Below are 19,949 nucleotides of genomic sequence, written 5' to 3'. Positions count from 1 at the left end.
GGACGTTCTCCCCAGTGTTAACAACTCTGTGGATAACTTCCTCCCCACCTGTTGAGAGCACCTGTGGACAGCGGTGGAGACGGTCGCCGCGGGAACGACGAAGCGGCGGGCCCGGGAGTGCGCGAGGCACTGCCGGACCCGCCGCTGCGGGAGGGGGATCAGCCGAGGACGTAGGCGCCCGCGGTGATCGCCACCAGTCCGACTCCGATGAGCCCGACGAGGAGGTTCTGCGTGCGCCGCTGGGCGCGCTGCCGCGTCTTCGTGAAGACCAGCCCGATGAGCGCGCCCGCCACCAGACCGCCGACGTGCGCCTGCCACGCCACGTTCATCCCGGGCAGGAAGCCGATGACGAGGTTCAGTCCGACCAGCACCAGCAGCTGCGACGCCTGACCGCCCAGGTGCCGGAGGATCACCAGGTACGCGCCCATCAGCCCGAAGATCGCACCGGAGGCGCCGATCACCGGGGTCAGCGGGTCCGCGAGGAGCAGGACGCCCACCGATCCGGCGAAACCGCTCAGGAGGAAGAGGGTGAGGTAGCGCCCGCGGCCCAGCATCCGCTCGAGCACCATGCCGAACACCCACAGCGTGTACATGTTCAGCACCAGGTGGAACGGGATGACGATGAAGAGCGACGTGCTGTGGAGGAACACCGAGGTGAGCATCCGCCACGGCTCGAAGCCGGCGCCGAAGCCGGGGAGCGTGTAGGCGGGGGCGTACAGGAGCGCGTTGACCGCCGGCCCGCCGACGAAGGGGAGGATCTCGACGATCCACAGCACGATGCAGAGCGCGATGATCGCGTAGGTCACCGTCGGCTGGTCGGCGCGGGTCATGGCCCGCACGCGGGAGAGGAGGGGACCGCGGGTGCGCGGCGCGGTGGCGCGCTGCTGCGCCATGTCGTCCGGGCAGATCACTCCGACCGGAGCGGGAGTCTGGCACTCGCCGCAGATGGTGCGGCCGCACCGCTGGCAGCGCACGAAGCTCTGCCGGTCGGGGTGTCGGTAGCAGGAGTAGGTGCTGCTCGGCGGGACCTGGGTCACGGACGTGCCTCCGGGGAGAACGAGGGCCGGGCCCTGACGGACCCGGCCCTCGAATGAGTGGTGGATGAGGCGATCAGACCTCGGTGATCTCGACGCTCTCGATCACGACGTCCTCGAGCGGCTTGTCACGGCCGTCGGTGGGGACCGCCGAGAGCGACTGCACGAGCTTCTTCGACTCCTCGTCGGCGACGGCGCCGAAGATGGTGTGCTTACCCTGGAGCCAGGTCGTCGGCGCCACGGTGATGAAGAACTGCGAGCCGTTGGTGCCGCGGCCCGCCTGCTTGCCGGCGTTCGCCATCGCGAGGATGTAGGGCTGGGTGAAGTCGAGCTCCGAGTTGATCTCGTCGTCGAACTGGTACCCCGGGCCGCCGATGCCCTGACCGAGCGGGTCGCCGCCCTGGAGCATGAAGTCGGGGATGATGCGGTGGAAGACGGTGCCGTTGTAGAGCGGCTCCTTCGTCTTCGCACCCGTGGCGGGGTGGGTCCACTCGATGTCGCCGGTCGCGAGACCGACGAAGTTGCGGACCGTCTTGGGAGCGTGGTTCCCGTAGAGGTTGACGACGATGTCGCCCTTGTTGGTGTGGAACGTCGCGACTGCGGTGTGCAAAGGCATGCTCGGATTCTCGCACAGCGCGTCTGTAGGCCCCTGCAACGCCCGGTGTCAATGCGCTGGGTGCGCGATGCGGACGCCGATCGATGAGTGGCAGTATTGAGGCGTTCGCTGCTCGTAGCCGATGGAGGACCAACATGGGTCTGTCACGTAAGCACAAGAAGGACCTCAAGCGTCTTCGCAAGAACGCCGAGGCGGTCTGGGGCGAGCAGCAGGAGGTGCTGGCGCACGCGGCCTCCGTGCTCGAGAAGAGCCGCCGCCACGCGTCGAAGTACGCCAAGAAGGAGCTCGTCCCCTTCGTCAAGGACACGTACGACTCGCGCGTCAAGCCGGTCTACGACAACGGCGTCTCGGCCGTCGAGGGCACGTACTCCTCGGCCCGCAACGCCTACAAGCACAAGGTCGTCCCGACCTTCGCCGCTGTGGGCGGTACGGCCGCCGCCGCCTTCGAGGCCGCCAAGGACTCGAAGAACCGCGCGAAGCTCGCCGAGATCTCGAAGGCGCGCTGGGAGGAGCTCACCACTCCCCCGAAGAAGAAGAACAAGGTCGGCACGGTCTTCGCGATCGGCGCCGCGCTGGTCGCCGTCGGCGGCATCGGCTACGCCGTCTGGCAGACGTTCCGCGCCGACGACGAGCTGTGGGTCGCCGAGGACGAGCCGCAGAGCGCCGCGCAGAACGCGGCCTCGACCGCTTCCTGACGTTCTCGTCGCTGGAGCCGGGCCCCTCAGGGGGTCCGGCTCCTTCGCATGCCCGGGTTAGGCTTCTGCGGTGGACATCCGGGTCGCCGCGTACGGCGTGATCATCGACGGCGAGCGGATGCTGCTCGCGCACTGGAACCAGGGCCCCTGGTCGGCCTGGACGCTTCCGGGCGGCGGGATCGACGAGGGCGAGTCGCCCGCCGACGCCGCGGTCCGCGAGATCTTCGAGGAGACGGGCTACCGTGCCGAGCTCGAGGCCCTCATCGGCGTGGACTCGCACGTGATCCCCGCGCACCGGCGCAGCGATCCCGAGGCCGGCCCCCTGCACGCCATCCGCGTCGTCTACCGCGCCCGCATCGTGGGCGGCGAGCTCACGCACGAGGTGGACGGCTCCACGGACGCCGCCGCCTGGTTCCCCCTGAGCGACGTCGAGGAGCTGGAGCGCGTCGAGCTCGTCGACGCGGCCCTGACCATGAACGAGGCCTGGCTCCTCCGCTGACGGTGCCCGGGAATCCCCGGCCGCGCCCCGGCGTTCCCTTCGTCGTGATCGTCGAGCTCTACACCTCCGCCTTCTGCGGCGCCTGCCATGCCGCGCGCTCGGTGCTGGAGCGGGCCGCGGAGCTCGTCCCCGCCGCCGAGATCCGCGAGCGCGACGTGGCCTTCCACCCCGTCGAGGCCGAGGCCGCCGGTGTCCGCTCGACCCCCACCGTCGTCGTGCGGGATACGGCCGGAGAGGTGGTCTTCCGGGCGGAGGGCGCTCCCTCCCTTCCGCAGGCTCTCGCCGCTCTGGCCCTCGCCCTGCCCGCGTAGGGTGGCCGCGGGAGGACCCATGCACCGTCGCGCTGCGCTCGCGAGCACCGTCGTTCTGCTCGGCGCCCTCGCGCTCTCGGGGTGCGCCTCCGAGGAGCCGGTGACCACGGCCGCGGTCGGGCTCGGACGGGGCGGCGAGCGAGGAGAGGTCCTCGGGGTCGTCGTCGTGTGCTCGGGGTCCGTCGACGGCCTCGACCTCGCCGCCTCCGACTCCGCCCCCCTGACCATCGGCGACGGGCTGCGGAGGGTCACCCGCTGGGTCTCCCCGTCACCGGTCACGCAGCTGGGCGCGACCGACCTCTCCGGATCCACGGTCTGGCCGGCCGACACGGTGATCGAGCGGTTCCCGCTCGGCGTCGACCTCGCGCTGGGCGCCTACGCGACCGACCGCTCCGTGCTCGCCCGCCCGGTCGTCTTCACGGCCGAGCAGTTCGACACGCTCTCCGTCGGCGAGATCATCGTCGGCGACATCCGCGACGGCACGTCCGAGACCCTCTCGGTCCAGCAGTTCCTCGGCCTCGCCTGCGTGGACCGCTGAGCGGGCGGCCGTCCGAGCGGCGGCCTCGATCGCGCGACCGCACGGTCGGCGACAGGAGAGGCCGCCGAAGACCTCGACACGGTGACCCCGCGACGGCGGAGGACCCGGAGTGCCGTGGGCCGGGAGACCAGAAGGGCCTGTGAGGGGAGCACCCGCGAGCGGGGAGGAAGTGTGGAGCCTAGGAGATTCGAACTCCTGACATCCTGCTTGCAAAGCAGGCGCTCTACCAACTGAGCTAAGGCCCCGGGCCGGAGACGGGGCGATCCGTCTCCGAGAGTCGAACGGCCCGCCACCGCGAGGTGACGGGCCGTTCGGACCGGGTGGGGGTACCAGGACTTGAACCTGGGACCTCTTCATTATCAGTGAAGCGCTCTAACCGCCTGAGCTATACCCCCGGAATGGCCAGAGGAGACTCTACCCGACATCGAGCAGGAATCCCAATCGGCCGGACCGTGCGCCCTACTGGTTGGTGAAGCCCACCAGGAGGCCGCCGGTGATCTTGACGCTGAGGTTGTACAGCAGCGCCACGATCGCGCCGAGCGCGGTGGTGACGATGGTGTTCAGCACCGCGACGACGATCGCGAAGCCCATGACCTGCGGCAGTGAGATGATCGTGTTGAGGTCGAACGCCTCCGCGCCGGCGATGTCCTGCACGAGGCCGTTGACCTCGTCGAACACGCCCGTCTGGGCCAGGACCGTGTAGACCAGGTAGACGACGACGATCGTGATGATCGCGAGCGTCAGGCCCAGCAGGAACGAGAGCTTCACGGCCGACCAGAAGTCGACGTAGACGAGCTTCAGGCGGACCTGCTTCGCCGCCGGGCTCTTCGCGGACTTCCTGGCGAGCTTCTCGGCGACGGTGCTACTCATCTACGGACCCATCCTCCTCCGACACCGGAGCGGACTCGGCCGGCGCCGCGGCGTCGGGATCCTCGTCCTGGGCGTCGAGATTGCGTTCGGTGTTCTTGGCGAGTGCGATGATGCGGTCGTCCTCAGCGAATCGTGCGAAGACGACTCCCATGGTGTCGCGACCCTTGGCCGGTACCTCGGCCACCGCAGAGCGTACCACCTTGCCGCTGGCGAGCACGACGAGCACCTCGTCGTCCTCTCCGGTGATGATGGCGCCCACGAGGTCGCCGCGCTTCTCCTCCAGCTTGGCCACCTTGATGCCCAGCCCGCCTCGTCCCTGGAGGCGGTACTGGTCGACCGCGGTGCGCTTGGCGTAGCCGCCCTCGGTGACCACGAACACGAAGCCCTCGTCGCTGACGACGTTGGCGTCGAGGAGGCGGTCCTCCCCGCGGAACGACATGCCGCGGACTCCGGAGGTCGAGCGGCCCATCGGGCGCAGCGCCTCGTCGGACGCGGTGAAGCGGATCGACATGCCCTTGCGGGAGACCAGCAGCACGTCGCTGTCCTCCTCGACCAGGAGCGCCGAGACGAGCTCGTCGCCGTCGCGCAGCTTGATCGCGATGATGCCGCCGGAGCGGTTCGTGTCGTACTCCGAGAGGGCCGTCTTCTTCACGAGGCCGTCGCGCGTGGCGAGCACCAGGTAGCGGGCCGCCTCGTAGTCGCGGATGTCGAGGATCTGCGCGATCTGCTCCCCCGGCTCGAGCGCGAGCAGGTTCGCGATGTGCTGGCCCTTGGCGTCGCGGCCGGCCTCCTGCAGCTCGTAGGTCTTGGCGCGGTACACGCGGCCGGTGTTCGTGAAGAACAGCAGCCAGTGGTGCGTGGTGGTGACGAAGAAGTGCTCGACGATGTCGTCGGCCTTCAGCTGCGCGCCGCGCACGCCGCGGCCGCCGCGGTGCTGGGCCCGGTAGGAGTCGCTCCGGGTGCGCTTGAGGTAGCCGCCTCGGGTGACGGTGACGACCATCTCCTCCTCGGGGATCAGGTCCTCGACGCTCATGTCGCCATCGAACCCGAAGAGGATCTCGGTGCGGCGGTCGTCGCCGAAGCGGTCGACGATCTCGTCGAGCTCGTCCGAGATGATCGTGCGCTGGCGCTCGGGGCTCGCGAGGATCGACTTGTAGTCCTCGATCTCGGCCTGGATCCGGTCGTGCTCGTCGATGATCTTCTGGCGCTCGAGGGCCGCGAGGCGGCGCAGCTGCATGTCGAGGATGGCGCGGGACTGCACCTCGTCGATGTCGAGCAGTTCCATCAGGCCGTCGCGCGCCTCCTCCACGGTGGGGGAGCGGCGGATGAGGGCGATGACCTCGTCGAGCGCGTCGAGCGCCTTGAGGTAGCCGCGCAGGATGTGGATCCGCGCCTCCGCCTCGTCGAGGAGGTACTGGGTTCGGCGCACGATGACCTCGACCTGGTGGTCGACCCACGCGCGGATGAAGCCGTCGAGCGAGAGCGTGCGCGGGATGCCGTCGACGATCGCGAGCATGTTCGCGCCGAAGTTCTCCTGCAGCGGGGTGTGCTTGTAGAGGTTGTTCAGCACCACCTTCGCCACGGCGTCGCGCTTGAGGACGACGACGAGGCGCTGGCCGGTGCGACCGGAGGTCTCGTCGCGGATGTCGGCGATGCCCGAGACGCGCCCGTCCTTGACCAGCTCGGCGATCTTGATCGCCAGGTTGTCCGGGTTCACCTGGTACGGCAGCTCGGTGACCACGAGGCAGGTGCGGCCCTGGATCTCCTCGATGGAGACGACGGCGCGCATCGTGATCGAGCCGCGGCCGGTGCGGTACGCGTCCTGGATGCCGCGGACGCCGAGGATCTGCGCACCGGTGGGGAAGTCGGGTCCCTTGATCCGCTGCAGCAGCGCCTCGAGGAGCTCCTCGCGCGTCGCGTCGGGGTTCTCGAGCGCCCACTTGGCGCCGGCGGCGACCTCGCGCAGGTTGTGCGGCGGGATGTTGGTCGCCATGCCGACCGCGATGCCGACGGAGCCGTTGACGAGCAGGTTCGGGAACCGCGCCGGCAGGATCGCCGGCTCTCGGGTGCGGCCGTCGTAGTTGTCCTGGAAGTCGACGGTGTTCTTGTCGATGTCGCGGACCATCTCGAGCGCGAGCGGCGCCATCTTGGTCTCGGTGTACCGGGGGGCGGCCGCGCCGTCGTTGCCGGGGGAGCCGAAGTTGCCCTGCCCGAGCGCGAGCGGGTAGCGGAGGCTCCACGGCTGCACCAGGCGGACCAGCGCGTCGTAGATCGCGGAGTCGCCGTGCGGGTGGAACTGGCCCATCACGTCGCCGACGACGCGCGAGCACTTCGAGAACGCCTTGTCGGGGCGGTAGCCGCCGTCGTACATGGCGTAGATCACGCGGCGGTGCACGGGCTTCAGGCCGTCGCGCACCTCCGGCAGGGCTCGCCCGACGATGACGCTCATCGCGTAGTCGAGGTAGGAGCGCTGCATCTCGAGCTGCAGGTCGACCGGCTCGATCTTGTCGTGACCGTGGATCACCACACCGGTCTCGGTGACGATGTCGTCGCTCTCGTCCGGGCCGGTGGGGGTGGTGGGTTCTTCTGCCATGATCTCTGGTCTCTCAGGTGGGTCCGTGCCCCGGAGAAGCGGGGGCGGCGGTCGCGCTGGGTGTCAGGTGTGTCGTCGGTGGGCGGGCCGGTGAGGGCCTCTGTCGTGTTCTGGTCGAGGATGCGGCCCATCGAGGGCCGCCGTCACGTGTTCGAGGTGGTCGCGAGGACGGTCCACTGGACCGCCCGGCCGCCGTCTTTCGAAGGACGTCCGCTTCCTCGACCACTAGATGTCGAGGAAGCGCACGTCCTTCGCATTCTTCTGGATGAAGGAACGGCGGGACTCGACGTCCTCGCCCATGAGAGTGGAGAAGATCTCGTCGGCCGCGGCCGCGTCGTCGAGCGTGACCTGGAGGAGGGTCCGCGTGGCGGGGTCCATCGTGGTCTCCCACAGCTCCTTGTAGTCCATCTCGCCGAGGCCCTTGTAGCGCTGGATGCCGTTCTCCTTGGGCATGCGCTTGTTGGTCGCCGAGCCGTGCGCGATCAGGGCGTCGCGCTCGCGGTCGCTGTAGACGTACTCGTGCGGGGAGTTCGACCACTTGAGGCGGTACAGCGGCGGCTGCGCGAGGTACACGTAGCCGAGGTCGATCAGCGGGCGCATGTAGCGGAAGAGGAGCGTCAGCAGCAGCGTCGTGATGTGCTGGCCGTCGACGTCGGCGTCGGCCATCAGGATGATCTTGTGGTACCGCGCCTTGTCGGGGTTGAAGTCCTCGCCGATGCCGGCGCCGAACGCCGTGATCATCGCCTGGACCTCGTTGTTGCCGAGAGCGCGGTCGAGCCGCGCCTTCTCGACGTTGAGGATCTTGCCGCGGAGGGGGAGGATCGCCTGCGTCTCGGGATTGCGGCCCTGCACCGCGGATCCTCCCGCCGAGTCGCCCTCGACGATGAAGATCTCGGAGATCGACGGGTCCTTGGACTGGCAGTCCTTGAGCTTGCCCGGCATGCCGCCGCCCTCGAGCAGGCCCTTGCGGCGGGCGGTCTCGCGCGCCTTGCGCGCCGCCATGCGGGCGGAGGCCGCCTGGATCGCCTTGCGGATGATGTCCTTGGCCTGGCTCGGGTTGCGGTCGAACCAGTCGGCCAGCTGCTCGCCGGCCACGCGCTGCACGAATGCCTTCGCCTCGGTGTTGCCGAGCTTCGTCTTGGTCTGGCCCTCGAACTGCGGCTCGCCGAGCTTGATCGACACGACGGCGGTGAGGCCCTCGCGGATGTCGTCGCCCGAGAGGTTCTCGTCCTTCTCCTTGAGCAGGTTGTTCGCGCGCGCGTAGCGGTTGACCAGAGTGGTCAGCGCGGCGCGGAAGCCCTCCTCGTGGGTGCCGCCCTCGTGGGTGTTGATGGTGTTCGCGTAGGTGTGGACGCTCTCGGTGTAGGCCGTGGTCCACTGCATGGCGACCTCGAGCGAGATGCGGCGCTCGGTGTCCTCGGACTCGAAGTCGATGATCTCGGAGTGCACGAGGTCCGACTTCTTCAGCGAGTTGATGTACTCGACGTAGTCGACGAGGCCCTTCTCGTAGTGGAAGACGTCGGTCCGGTCGCCCTCGGTCTCGTTCTCGCCCTCCCCCTCGAACTCGACCTCGTTCTGGTCGGTCAGCGCGATGCGCAGGCCCTTGTTGAGGAACGCCATCTGCTGGAAGCGCGCGCGCAGGGTCTCGTAGTCGAACTCGACCGTCTCGAAGATGCCGGCGTTGGGCCAGAAGGTGATCGTCGTGCCGGTCTCGTCGCTGGCCTCGCCCTTCTCGAGCGGGGCGTCCGGCACTCCGTCGGTGAAGCTCATCCGGTACACGGCGCCCTGGCGCTTGACCTCGACGTCGAGTCGCGTCGACAGCGCGTTGACCACGGAGGAGCCGACGCCGTGCAGGCCGCCGGAGACCGCGTAGCCGCCGCCGCCGAACTTGCCGCCGGCGTGCAGCACGGTGAGGACCAGCTCGACCGTGGAGATGCCCTCGGTCGGGTGCATGTCGACCGGGATGCCGCGGCCGTTGTCGGAGACGGTGACGCCTCCGTCGGCTCGCATCAGGATCTCGATGTTGTCGCAGTAGCCCGCGAGCGCCTCGTCGACGGCGTTGTCGACGATCTCGTAGACCAGGTGATGCAGACCGCGCGGACCCGTGGATCCGATGTACATGCCGGGGCGCTTGCGGACCGCCTCGAGGCCCTCGAGGACCTGGATCTGGTTCGCGCCGTAGTCACCGGACGACTTGGTCGACATGCTCTCGTGCGGAGCGGAGGGGGCTGCTGAGCCGTTCGCGTCCAGGTCGTTCGCTGCGGGTGACGTGGAGTCGTTCGGCTCGTGAGTCATAGCTGTGGAGTTCTCCTCTGACGGTCCGTCGCGACGCGCACGGTGATCTGGAGATCGCCCGCGCGGCGGCGTCACTGCGGTTCGGCGGCCCTCCATTCTACCGCGTGCCGGGTCGATCCGAAGCGCTGGACGGCGATCTGAGGCGCGAAAGATCGGCGGTCGACCGAAAATGCGTCCTCAGCCGTAGGTGTCGCGCGGACCACGCCCTGGAATCGACCTGGGACCCTTTTTCCAGTTCGGGACGTCCGGGCCCTGGAAACGGATCGACGCGATGCCCGCGTCGGGGAAGTTCACGGCGATGTGGTTCATGATCTCGATCCGCATCAGCCGGAGCTGCGTCGACCACGCCGTGGACTCGCACGCGACCGTCAGCACGCCGTCGACGACGCCCACCGGAGTCGAGTGCTTCGCGGTCTCCTCGCCGGCGATCGCCGTCCACGACGACATCAGGTCGCCCTGCGCCAGCGGCGCCGTCCAGCCGAGCTTCACGGTGAGGGAGTCGAGGACGTCGCCGAGGTCGTGCGGGTCGCGGCCCTTGCCGAACGGGATCGCGTCGCCCTTGGGCTCGGCGCGCTCGACGGTCTTCCGGATGCGGCGCGGGCCGTCGGCGCCGAACACCTCCTTGAGGTGGCGGTAGACGCGGGCGGCCTCGGAGTCGGGTGCGGGGGCTCCGCGGCGGGGGGAGTCAGCCATCGGCCGGCTCCGACGGGGCGGGCGGCTCCGGGGACGCGGGATCTGTGGACGCCGGCGCTGGGGACGCGGGCTCCGAGGAGGAGGCCGCGGCGGAGGAGACGGCACCAGGAGAAGGGGAATCGGCCGAGACCGGATCGGGAGGAGCGGAGTCGGAGGACACCGGGTCGGACGAGGCGGAGTCGGGTGCGGTCGGCTCCGGCACGGCGATCGGCGCGGCGGCGGCGCCCGTGCCGACGATCCGGCCGGCCTCGATCCGCACGGTGTGCGCGGCCAGCGCCTCCGGGACGTCGTCGAAGACGGCCGCGGTGATCAGGACCTGCTCGTAGTCGGCGACCACCGAGGCGAGGCGCTCGCGCCGGCGCGCGTCCAGCTCGGCGAAGACGTCGTCGAGCATCAGCACCGGATCGCCCATGGGGGAGTCGCGCCGGAGCAGCTCCGCGGCGCCCAGCTTCAGCGCCAGGGCGAACGACCAGCTCTCGCCGTGGCTGGCGTAGCCCTTGGCCGGCAGCGCGTTCAGCTCGAACTGCACGTCATCGCGGTGCGGGCCGACGAGGGAGACGCCCCGGTCGAGCTCGCGGCGGCGCACCCCGGCCAGCGCGGACGCGAACGCCTCCGCCAGTCCCTCGCCCGCCGCCGGTGACGCGGCGCCCGGCTGCTCCACGGGCTCGCCGTCGTCGTCGACCGCGCCCTCGATGCTCAGGCGGGAGCGGAGCACCGGACGCTGGTCGGCACCGGCGACCGCCTCGTAGGCGGCGCGCACCGGTCCGCTCAGCTCCTCCACCAGGGTGAGGCGCGACTGCATGATCTCGGTCCCGAGCGCGATCAGGCGCTCGTCCCAGATGTCGAGGGTCCCGAGCTTCGAGGGGTCGCGGACGCCGCTCGCCCGTGCGGACTTGAGCAGCGAGTTGCGCTGGCGCAGCACCCGCTCGTAGTCGGCCTGGACGGCGCTCATCCGCGGGGAGCGGAGGATCACCAGCTGGTCGAGGAAGCGGCGGCGGGCCGACGGGTCGCCGCGGATGAGGAGGAGGTCCTCCGGCGCGAAGAGGACGCTGGAGAAGAAGCGGGGGAGCTCGCGCGGTTTGATCCCGCCGCGGTTGATCTGCGCGCGGTTGGGGGAGGAGCGGTTGATCTGCACCTCGGCCAGCAGGTCGCGCTCGCCGTTGCGGAGGCGGGCGCGCACCACGGCGCTGTCCCGGCCGGCGCGGATGAGCGCCTGGTCGCTCGACACGCGGTGCGAGCCCAGGGTGGAGAGGTAGCCGAGAGATTCGACGAGGTTCGTCTTGCCCTGGCCGTTGCGGCCGACGAAGAGGTTCGGTCCGGGCACGAGCTCGACATCGACCGACTCGTAGTTCCGGAAGTCGCTGAGCGCCAGCTGCGTCACCTGCACGTCGCGCTCCTCTCCTCCACCCGTCGTCGCGGGCCTTCACTGCACCCCTGCGGGCTCCTGGCCCGTCTCGCTCGGCCGATCCACCCGCTCCGGCGCCTGCGGCCCGCTGTCCCACGGTCGGCCAGGCCTTCGCCCCCGGTCTCGACACACCCCTGCGGGCTACTCGACCAGCACGGCGGCGGAACCGTCCGGGACGCGGATCCCGATACGCCCGTCCGGGGCCACTACTCGCTCACCATGATCGGCCGAGCCCCGTCCCCGCCCGTGAAGGCGGCCGAAGGCTCGCCGCCCGACGTCGGTAGCGAGGTGGAGGCGGCCGGAGGCCCGCCGCCCCCGTGAGAGCATCCCTGCCTCACGGGGGCGGCGGGCCGCAGTCCGCCGTCCGTCACCGGCCCTGCGGAACGCGCCCCCCTCCGGAAGCGGACCGCCGTGAGGACTGCCGGAGGCAGTCCTCACCAGCCGACTCAGTCGACGGCTTTGACGGAGTGCCCGCCGAACTGGTTGCGGAGCGCTGCGACGGCCTTCATCGCGGGGGAGTCCTCCTGGCGGGAGACGAAGCGGGCGAAGATCGAGGCGCTGATCGTGGGCACCGGGACGGCGTTGTTGATGGCCTCCTCGATGGTCCAGCGGCCCTCGCCCGAGTCCTGCACGTAGCCCTCGATGTTCTTGAAGTCCGGGTCCTGCTCGAGGGCGCGGACGAGGAGCTCGAGCAGCCAGGAGCGCACGACCGTGCCGCGCTGCCACGCCTTGAAGGTGCCGGTGACGTCCTTGATGATGTCGCTGCGGGTCTCGAGCAGCTCGTAGCCCTCGGCGAACGCCTGCATCAGGGCGTACTCGATGCCGTTGTGGACCATCTTCGCGTAGTGGCCGGCGCCGACCTCGCCGACGTGGACGAAGCCCTCCTCGCGGGGGCCCTCCGGGCGCAGCGCGTCGAAGACGGGCATGGCGTACTCGACGAGCTCCTTCGGGCCGCCGACCATCAGGCCGTAGCCGTTCTGGAGTCCCCAGACGCCGCCGGAGACTCCCGCGTCGATGTAGTGGATGCCCTTGGGCTTCAGCAGCGCGTCGTGCTTGAAGTCCTCGGTGAAGCGGGAGTTGCCGCCGTCGATGACGAGGTCGCCCTCGCTGAGCTTCTCCGACAGGTCCTTGACGACCGCGTCGGTGATCTCGCCGGCCGGCACCATCACCCAGACGATGCGGGGCGAGGGGAGTGCGGCGATCATCTCGTCGAGAGAGGCCGCGTCCGAGACGTCGGGATTGCGGTCGTAGCCGGTGACCTCGAGCCCCTTGGAGCGGAGGCGGGAGCGCATGTTGTCGCCCATCTTGCCGAGGCCGACGAGTCCGATGTGCATGGTGAACCTTCCTGGATTCGTTGTCCGGCGGGCGGGCGCTCGTCGGGAGCGGGGCGGTCGCGGCTCTGCGATCCGGCGAGTGGTCAGCGCAGCAGCAGGTTGGGCTGGAGCAGGTAGCGGTAGCTGTCGCTGCCGGGCTGCTCCCGCGAGGTCTGCGCGGTGATCAGGACGGGGCCGGGCTTGTTGGGGTTCTCGGTCTTCGTGAACGCGATGCGCACGAACTCCGAGTGGACGGCGGCGAGGCCGTCGAGCAGGAACTGCGGCTTGAGCGAGACGACCACGTCGTCGCCGGTCACGATCGCGTCGATGCTCTCGGACGCCTGCGCCTGCTCGGAGCCGATGGCCTCGAGGGTGAGGCCGTCGCTGCTGAAGCTGAAGCGGAGGGCCGCCTCTCGCTCGAGCACGAGCGAGACGCGGCGGGTGGCCTCGATGAGGTCGCTGGTCGACATGACCGCGTAGTTCTCGACGGAGGCGGGGAAGAGGCGCTTCACGGGCGGGAAGTTGCCCTTGATCAGCAGCGACGTGACGGTCTTGCGGTCCGCGGTGAAGGCGATCAGCTCGCGCTCGTCGCGGTTGGTGATCGCGACGGAGACGGTGCCGGAGTGGCCGAAGGTCTTGCCGACCTCCTGCAGCGTGCGCGCGGGCACGAGGGCGGTGAGCGGCTGGGTGGGCGCGGGGTTGTCCCCGTTGTCCCAGTCGATCTCGCGGACGGCGACGCGGTAGCGGTCCGTCGCGACGAGGCCGATCGTGTTCTCGGTGATCTCGAGCTGCACGCCGGTGATGACGGGGGTCACGTCGTCGCGGGAGGCGGCGACCGCCACCTGCGAGACGGCGGCCGCGAAGGCGTCGGCCGGGACGAGGCCGGTGGAGGCATCGATCTCGGGGATGCTCGGGTACTCCTCCACGGGCATCTGCAGGAGCGTGAAGTGCGCCGAGCCGGCCGAGACCGAGACGCGCGACTCCTCCGTGGCGATGCGCACGGGAGCGTTGGGGAGGCGGTTCGCGATGTCGGCGAGCAGACGGCCCGAGACGAGCACGGTCCCCGCCTCCTCCACGTCGGCCGCGATCTGCGTCTGCGCGGACACCTCGTAGTCGAAGGAGGACAGCGTCAGACCCTCGGAGGTCGCCTCGATGAGGACTCCGGAGAGGATCGGCAGGGTCGTGCGCTGCGGAAGCAGCTTGACCGCGAAGGACACCGCCTCGCTGAAGACATCGCGGTTGGCTTGGAACCTCACGAGTACACCCCTGACGAGTCGCGGACGAAGACCGTCGCCCATCGTACCCGCCGGGCTCGACGAGCTCGGAAGGGGGTGGACCGCCGAGCACTCCCGAGCCGCTGTGGAGAGGTTGCCGGTCGAGGCTTCATTAAAGAGAGAACTGCGTTAACAGTGTTAACACGTGTGGAAACTGTGGAAAACGCTTCGGACCCCTACTCCTGGGTGGGATCGGAGGGACCCGCCCCTGTGGAGGGAGTGTGAGCGGGCCCGTGGACGCCCTGTGGAGGGATCCGAGCCGACCGGTCGCCCTCCACAGGCGGGCTCTCCCGGCGCACAGTCCCGAGGCGGTTGTCCACAGTTATCCACAGGTTCCTCACACTGTGGAAATCGGCCCTCCGGGATGCGCGAGGCGGCGTGTCCGAGGCGCGCGCGGAAGGTCCGAGGAGTCCGTCGACGACTTCTCCGGTCACGACGGAGACCGTCGAGGGCAGCTGCCGCCGTCCGAGCGGCCCGGAAGACAGTGCGCGCTCCCTCTCCCCCGCGTTGCCCTCCGGGCCGCCGCACGGCGGATCGACACCGTCCGATCGCACGCCGGCCGCTCAGCCGCTCACCCGGACCCCTTGAGCACGTGCGGTTCATGCTGGTCGAGTAGCCGCAGCGCCGCGTATCGAGACCCCCGCCGGCTCCTTCGCCCGATCTCGACGCGCGCCGACACCGACGTCCTGCTGCTCGCGCCGCGACCCCCGTCGCCTCCGCCTCCCCTCACGCGAGGAAGGAGAGCGACTACCCGACCACCGGGCACGTACGCCGATGGACCCCGGGGCACGCCACTCGCGACAGGCGGTCCCGGGGACCGCACGACTGCCGGCTAGCGGTTCGTCTTGATGCGGGTGGTCAGCTCGGTGACCTGGTTGTAGATGCTGCGGCGCTCCTTCATGAGCTCCGAGATCTTCTTGTTCGCGTACATGACCGTGGTGTGGTCGCGGTTGCCGAACAGCTGGCCGATCTTGGGCAGCGAGAGGTTCGTCAGCTCGCGGCACAGGTACATGGCGATCTGGCGCGCCGTGGCGACGGCCTGCGAGCGGGACGAGCCGTAGAGGTCGTCGACCGTGAGCTTGAAGTAGTCCGCGGTGTGGTTGATGATGTCGACCGGCGAGATGACGTTGTCCTCGTCGAGCGTGATCAGGTCCTTCAGCACCGTCTGCACGAGCGACATGTCGACCGGCGTGCGGTTCAGGCTCGCGAACGCGGTGACGCGGATGAGCGTCCCCTCGAGCTCGCGGATGTTGCTCGACACCTTCGACGCCATGAACTCGAGGATGTCGTCGGGCACGAGCAGCTTCTCGCTGACCGCCTTCTTGCGGAGGATCGCGATGCGGGTCTCGAGGTCGGGAGCCTGCACATCGGTGATGAGGCCCCACTCGAAGCGCGAGCGCATCCGGTCCTCGAAGCCCGTCAGGGCCTTCGGCGGCAGATCGGACGTGATCACGACCTGCTTGTTGTGGTCGTGCAGCTGGTTGAAGGTGTGGAAGAACGCCTCCTGCGTCTCCGCCTTCCCCTGCAGGAACTGGATGTCGTCGATCAGGAGGATGTCGACGTTGCGGTAGCGGCCGTGGAAGGCGTTGCCCCGGTTGTTCGCGATCGAGTTGATGAAGTCGTTCGTGAACTCCTCGCTCGAGACGTACCGCACGCGGATCCCCGGGTAGAGGCTCATCGCGTAGTGGCCGATGGCGTGGAGGAGGTGCGTCTTGCCGAGCCCGGAGTCGCCGTAGACGAAGAGCGGGTTGTAGGCCTTGGCGGGAGCCTCGGCGACGGCGACGGCCGCGGCGTGCGCGAACCGGTTGGAGCCTCCGATGACGAAGTTGTCGAAGCTGTACTTCGGGTTCAGCCGGGTGTCGGTCGCCGGCACGGTCCGCAGCTCCTCGACCCCGCGGGTCGGCGCGACCGTCGCCGAGGAGGCGGTGATCGGCTCGAACGGGTTCATCGACTCCTGCGACGACGGGGAGCTGAGGGGCTCGTGCTCGATGTCGGGGTTCACCACGAAGGCGAACGTCGTGACGCCGAAGGAGTCGTCGAGTGTCCCGATCGCGCTGAGCAGGGGCACGCGCACGCGCTGCTCGAGCATCCCGCGGGTGAACTCGTTCGGGACCTCCAGGTAGAAGGTGCCCGCCATGATGCCCTTGGGCTCCACGAGCGAGACGAACCCGTAGAGGGGAGCGGTGATCCGCTCGTCCTGGGACAGTGCGCCGAGGATCACGTTCCACGCGTCGACCATCGACGTGTCGTCTGCCATCTGTCTCCGGTCCTGGGTGCTGTCGCTGTGAAGTCGCTGCGGGATCGCCGTCTCCGCCGGACCCGTCACCGCCCGCTGCAGGGGCGTCGCGGACCGGGCGCGGAGCCGGGTCTCGGGTGCCGCTTTCTCCACAGGGTTGTCCACCGGCCTCGAGCGATGCCTGTGCGGGCGCGGGAGGACGCGGATCCCACCTGTGGATAACTGCGGCTCAACACCGTAACGAACGGAGCCGACGGGAGACAAATCCACCACAGCGACACCCGCGTGTCAATGCGCGGAACCCCGTGTCGCGTGTGCATGATCGAGGTTTCGCGCCGTCCACATTTGACCGGTGGCGGAACAGGCCGTAGTTTAAATCAGTTGACGCCTGCCCGGTGTCGTCCGTGCGGCCCTCGCAGGCCGAGCGGATTCCGCAGCCGGGCACCCCTTCTTCCCGGAGGATCCGAGTCTCCGCCCGAGCGGGTGGTGCCGGTTCGCGCCGCGGAACACGTACGTGGAGATCTGATTATGAGCAAGCGAACCTTCCAGCCGAACAACCGTCGTCGCGCCAAGGTGCACGGCTTCCGTCTGCGCATGCGCACCCGTGCCGGCCGCGGCATCCTCAGCGCGCGCCGCGCCAAGGGGCGCACCGAGCTCTCCGCCTAGCAGCGAGCGGTACCGACCAGCGGTGCTGGCCAGAGCCAATCGCATCGTCCACGGAGGCGAGTACCGGACAGTCGTCCGTCGCGGTGTGCGGTCCACCGGACCGCACACCGTCACGTATGTCCGCCGGTCCTCCGCGGGCGATCCGGCGCGGTTCGGGTTCATCGTCGCCAAGACGGTCGGCACCGCGGTGACGCGCAACACCGTCCGCCGCCGGCTCAAGGCCGTGGCGTTCGAGCTCGTCCCCGAGATCGACCCCGGCACCCAGGTCGTCGTCCGCGCGCTGCCCGGCAGCGCCGACGCCCCCTGGTCGGAGCTGCGCTCCGAGGTGTGGTCCGCGATGGCGCGAGCCGCGCGGAAGAGCGGGGCGTCCTCGTGACCGCCGTGCTCCCCCGCCGCGAGGCGCCGCTCGCCCGGCTCGGGTGGGCGATCCTCCTGCTGCCGCGGAACATCGGCGTCCTGCTCCTGATCGTCTACCGGGCGGTCGTGTCCCCTCTCTACGGGGACGTCTGCCGTTACTACCCCTCGTGCTCCGCGTACGCGCTCCAGGCGGTCCAGCTCCACGGGCTCGTCCTCGGCTCCGTCCTCGCGGCCCGCCGTCTGCTCCGCTGCCACCCGTGGGCGGCCGGCGGCATCGACGACGTCCCGACCTCGATCCCCCTGCACCGACCGGCTTCCGGCCGGACCCGCTTCGCCGTGACGCGAGCCGGGTTCGTCGTGGGCCCTCGAAAGGACTGACCCCACTCCATGGACCTCCTCGGCACGATCCTCTGGCCCCTCAAGTGGGTGGTCGAGCTGCTCCTCGTCGCCTTCCACCAGCTGCTGACCTTCACCGGCATGGAGGCGGCCGCGGGAATCACCTGGGTCCTCTCGATCGTCGGCCTGGTCATCGTCATCCGCGCCGCGCTCATCCCGATCTTCGTCAAGCAGATCAAGAGCCAGCGCCGGATGCTCGAGGTCGCACCCCAGCTCAAGAAGATCCAGGACAAGTACAAGGGCAAGCGCGACCAGCTGTCCCGCGAGGCGATGTCCCGCGAGACCATGGAGCTCTACAAGAAGACGGGCACCAACCCGCTCGCCTCCTGCCTGCCCCTGCTGATCCAGATGCCGATCTTCTTCAGCCTGTTCTCGGTGCTGAACGCGGCGCAGCACAGCCAGAAGGGCGTGGGCCCGCTCGACGAGACGCTCGCCCGCCAGTTCGGCGAGGCGAACCTCTTCGGCGTCGCACCGCTGCACCAGTCGATCCAGGGCGCACTCGCCGAGGGCGGCCAGGAGCCGGTCATCATCATCGCGGTGATCATGGTCGTCCTGATGACCGCGTCGCAGTTCATCACGCAGCTGCAGATCGTCTCGAAGAACATGTCGCCCGAGGCGAAGGCCTCGCCGACGTTCAAGCAGCAGCGGATCCTGCTCTACATCCTCCCCCTGGTCTTCGCCTTCTCGGGCTTCGCCTTCCCCCTCGGCGTCATGTTCTACTGGCTGACCTCGAACATCTGGACGATGATCCAGCAGTTCATCGTCATCCGGAACATGCCGACCCCGGGCAGCGAGGCCGCCAAGGCCCGCGAGGAGCGCCTGCGCCGCAAGGGCAAGCTGGTCGAGGAGACCACGGCCGCCGGCGACGTCACCCTCGTCGAGAAGAAGGCCGTGCAGCGCACGCAGCCCGTGAGCAAGAACCGCTCCAAGAAGCAAGCCGGAAAGAAGTAGAGCCGCCATGACCGATCCGATGCAGACCATCACCGACGACGCGTCCGCACCCGTGGACGTGGACGCGTCCGCCGTCGACGAGGCGCCCGAGTCCACGCTCTCTCAGCTCGAGGACGAGGGGGACGTCGCCGCCGACTACATCGAGGAGTTCCTCGACATCTGCGACCTCGACGGCGACATCGACATCGAGGTCCGCAACGGCCGCGCCTACCTCTCGGTCACCGCCTCCGGCGACACGAACCTCCGGGTGCTCTCCCGCCCCGACGCCGTCCAGGCACTGCAGGAGCTGACGCGACTCGCGGTCCAGACGAAGACCGGCGCGTTCTCCCGCCTCATCCTCGACATCGGCGGCTCCCGCGACGCCCGCGAGGCGGAGCTGGCCCAGCTGGTCGACCGCGCGATCGAGCGGATCGAGGACGGCGCGACGTCGGCCTCGCTCCCGCCCATGTCGTCGTACGAGCGCAAGCTGGTCCACGACATGGTGGGCGAGCGCGGCTTCGTGTCGGAGTCGCGCGGCGAGGCGCGCGAGCGCCACACCGTCATCACCCGCGGCTGAGCGGCGTGGAGTCGACCCTCGAGGCCGAGCCCTCAGCCGCTGCGGCGATCGCCGGCGACCGCCTGCCCCTTCTGCGGCGCTTCACGGAGGCTCTCGCCGACCAGGGTGAGGAGCGCGGCCTGATCGGTCCCTTGGAGCTCCCCCGGCTCTGGACGCGGCACGTGCTCAACAGCGCCCTGGTGGCCCCTCTCCTGCGTCCGGGACTAGTGGGTGATGTCGGCAGTGGCGCGGGCCTTCCCGGGCTCGTCCTGGCCATCGTGCGGCCGGATGTCCGCTTCGTGCTCATCGAGCCGATGGAGCGTCGCGTCGTCTGGCTTCAGGAGCAGGTGGACGGACTCGGACTCGAGAATGTCTCAGTTCTTCGTGCCCGTGCTGAAGAGGCGGAGCTCCCGGAGCCTCTCGACCAGGTGACCGCTCGGGCGGTCAGCGCCCTCTCGAAGCTGATCCCGCTGACCGCGCCGCTGCTGCGGCCTGGAGGCGAGGTGGTCCTGCTGAAGGGCATCAACGCCGAGAAGGAGATCGAGGCGGCGGCCAGGCAGATCCGTCGTTTCCGGCTCTCCCCACCCGAGGTCGTCGTGCTCGGCGACGGCGTGCTCTCCGAGGTGACGAGGGTCGTCCGGGCTACAGTGGGTTGATCGCCACGACGCCGCA

20 protein-coding genes and 2 tRNA genes are annotated in these 19,949 nt (G+C 69.4%); 10 read left to right on the top strand and 12 right to left on the bottom strand.

What is annotated here, in order from left to right:
* Positions 1-158: 158 nt before the first annotated feature.
* Together C5C53_RS00880 and C5C53_RS00875 are read right to left on the bottom strand one after the other, a co-directional pair.
* Entirely contained in the window at positions 159-1,037 is an 879-nt protein-coding gene (locus C5C53_RS00880) for a rhomboid family intramembrane serine protease (RefSeq protein ID WP_104266568.1), read from the bottom strand.
* 73 nt (positions 1,038-1,110) lie between these two features.
* Positions 1,111-1,650: a peptidylprolyl isomerase gene (locus C5C53_RS00875; protein ID WP_104222669.1), complete on the bottom strand. Its 540-nt coding sequence runs from the start codon at positions 1,648-1,650 to the stop codon at positions 1,111-1,113.
* A 134-nt stretch (positions 1,651-1,784) separates the two neighbouring features.
* On the opposite strand from C5C53_RS00875, the gene C5C53_RS00870 reads away from it, so the two are divergent.
* The 4 genes from C5C53_RS00870 (at position 1,785) to C5C53_RS00855 (ending at position 3,693) form a co-directional block, all read left to right on the top strand.
* A complete protein-coding gene (locus C5C53_RS00870) occupies positions 1,785-2,345 on the top strand; it encodes a hypothetical protein (RefSeq protein ID WP_104222670.1) in 561 nt (186 codons plus the stop codon).
* Positions 2,346-2,415: 70 nt separating this feature from the next.
* Positions 2,416-2,844, top strand: coding sequence for an NUDIX hydrolase (locus C5C53_RS00865; protein WP_104266567.1), 429 nt, complete (start codon positions 2,416-2,418; stop codon positions 2,842-2,844).
* Between the two features lie 2 nt (positions 2,845-2,846).
* Complete coding sequence (locus C5C53_RS00860) at positions 2,847-3,155, top strand: thioredoxin family protein (RefSeq protein ID WP_258059787.1); 309 nt, start codon at positions 2,847-2,849, stop codon at positions 3,153-3,155.
* Between the two features lie 19 nt (positions 3,156-3,174).
* Positions 3,175-3,693 (top strand): hypothetical protein, encoded by a 519-nt coding sequence (locus C5C53_RS00855; RefSeq protein ID WP_104222672.1) that lies wholly within the window; start codon positions 3,175-3,177, stop codon positions 3,691-3,693.
* A 172-nt stretch (positions 3,694-3,865) separates the two neighbouring features.
* Here the strand turns inward: C5C53_RS00855 and C5C53_RS00850 are convergent.
* From C5C53_RS00850 to dnaA, 10 genes are all read right to left on the bottom strand, one after another.
* Positions 3,866-3,938, bottom strand: a tRNA-Ala gene (locus C5C53_RS00850).
* A 76-nt stretch (positions 3,939-4,014) separates the two neighbouring features.
* Positions 4,015-4,088 (bottom strand) — tRNA-Ile (locus C5C53_RS00845).
* 64 nt (positions 4,089-4,152) lie between these two features.
* Positions 4,153-4,563 (bottom strand): DUF3566 domain-containing protein, encoded by a 411-nt coding sequence (locus C5C53_RS00840; protein ID WP_104222673.1) that lies wholly within the window; start codon positions 4,561-4,563, stop codon positions 4,153-4,155.
* A complete protein-coding gene (gene gyrA, locus C5C53_RS00835; protein ID WP_104222674.1) occupies positions 4,556-7,156 on the bottom strand; it encodes a DNA gyrase subunit A in 2,601 nt (866 codons plus the stop codon). Before gyrA ends, C5C53_RS00840 begins: the two co-directional genes overlap by 8 nt.
* Before the next feature lie 225 nt (positions 7,157-7,381).
* Positions 7,382-9,361: a DNA topoisomerase (ATP-hydrolyzing) subunit B gene (gene gyrB / locus C5C53_RS00830; RefSeq protein WP_208543372.1), complete on the bottom strand. Its 1,980-nt coding sequence runs from the start codon at positions 9,359-9,361 to the stop codon at positions 7,382-7,384.
* A 267-nt stretch (positions 9,362-9,628) separates the two neighbouring features.
* Entirely contained in the window at positions 9,629-10,144 is a 516-nt protein-coding gene (locus C5C53_RS00825) for a DUF721 domain-containing protein (RefSeq protein ID WP_104237766.1), read from the bottom strand.
* The gene (recF, locus tag C5C53_RS00820; protein ID WP_104266566.1) at positions 10,137-11,531 is read right to left on the bottom strand and encodes a DNA replication/repair protein RecF; all 1,395 of its coding nucleotides are present in this window, start codon (positions 11,529-11,531) and stop codon (positions 10,137-10,139) included. Before recF ends, C5C53_RS00825 begins: the two co-directional genes overlap by 8 nt.
* A gap of 464 nt (positions 11,532-11,995) precedes the next feature.
* Positions 11,996-12,883, bottom strand: coding sequence for a phosphogluconate dehydrogenase (NAD(+)-dependent, decarboxylating) (gene gnd / locus C5C53_RS00815; protein WP_104222677.1), 888 nt, complete (start codon positions 12,881-12,883; stop codon positions 11,996-11,998).
* A gap of 83 nt (positions 12,884-12,966) precedes the next feature.
* Positions 12,967-14,118 carry a DNA polymerase III subunit beta gene (gene dnaN, locus C5C53_RS00810; protein ID WP_104266565.1) on the bottom strand — a complete coding sequence of 384 codons (1,152 nt, stop codon included), beginning with the start codon at positions 14,116-14,118 and terminating at the stop codon, positions 12,967-12,969.
* An 850-nt stretch (positions 14,119-14,968) separates the two neighbouring features.
* Positions 14,969-16,273 carry a chromosomal replication initiator protein DnaA gene (dnaA, locus tag C5C53_RS00805; protein ID WP_374952921.1) on the bottom strand — a complete coding sequence of 435 codons (1,305 nt, stop codon included), beginning with the start codon at positions 16,271-16,273 and terminating at the stop codon, positions 14,969-14,971.
* A gap of 627 nt (positions 16,274-16,900) precedes the next feature.
* Between dnaA and rpmH the strand changes: the two genes are divergently transcribed.
* From rpmH to rsmG, 6 genes are read left to right on the top strand one after another with little or no spacing between them, the layout of a single operon-like run.
* A complete protein-coding gene (gene rpmH, locus C5C53_RS00800) occupies positions 16,901-17,038 on the top strand; it encodes a 50S ribosomal protein L34 (protein WP_055784512.1) in 138 nt (45 codons plus the stop codon).
* 22 nt (positions 17,039-17,060) lie between these two features.
* Positions 17,061-17,414, top strand: a complete 354-nt coding sequence (gene rnpA / locus C5C53_RS00795; protein WP_104222680.1) for a ribonuclease P protein component — start codon at positions 17,061-17,063, stop codon at positions 17,412-17,414.
* Between the two features lie 5 nt (positions 17,415-17,419).
* Positions 17,420-17,773, top strand: coding sequence for a membrane protein insertion efficiency factor YidD (gene yidD, locus C5C53_RS00790; protein WP_244229684.1), 354 nt, complete (start codon positions 17,420-17,422; stop codon positions 17,771-17,773).
* Positions 17,774-17,782: 9 nt separating this feature from the next.
* Entirely contained in the window at positions 17,783-18,742 is a 960-nt protein-coding gene (gene yidC / locus C5C53_RS00785; RefSeq protein ID WP_104222681.1) for a membrane protein insertase YidC, read from the top strand.
* A 7-nt stretch (positions 18,743-18,749) separates the two neighbouring features.
* Positions 18,750-19,298 (top strand): R3H domain-containing nucleic acid-binding protein, encoded by a 549-nt coding sequence (locus C5C53_RS00780; RefSeq protein WP_258062514.1) that lies wholly within the window; start codon positions 18,750-18,752, stop codon positions 19,296-19,298.
* 5 nt (positions 19,299-19,303) lie between these two features.
* The gene (gene rsmG / locus C5C53_RS00775; RefSeq protein ID WP_104266564.1) at positions 19,304-19,933 is read left to right on the top strand and encodes a 16S rRNA (guanine(527)-N(7))-methyltransferase RsmG; all 630 of its coding nucleotides are present in this window, start codon (positions 19,304-19,306) and stop codon (positions 19,931-19,933) included.
* Positions 19,934-19,949: the final 16 nt, after the last annotated feature.

Source organism: Rathayibacter sp. AY1E3, from assembly GCF_002932235.1.
GTDB lineage: Bacteria > Actinomycetota > Actinomycetes > Actinomycetales > Microbacteriaceae > Rathayibacter.
The sequence above is the reverse complement of the archived record's forward strand: the minus strand, read 5'-3'. Positions and strand labels throughout refer to the sequence as shown.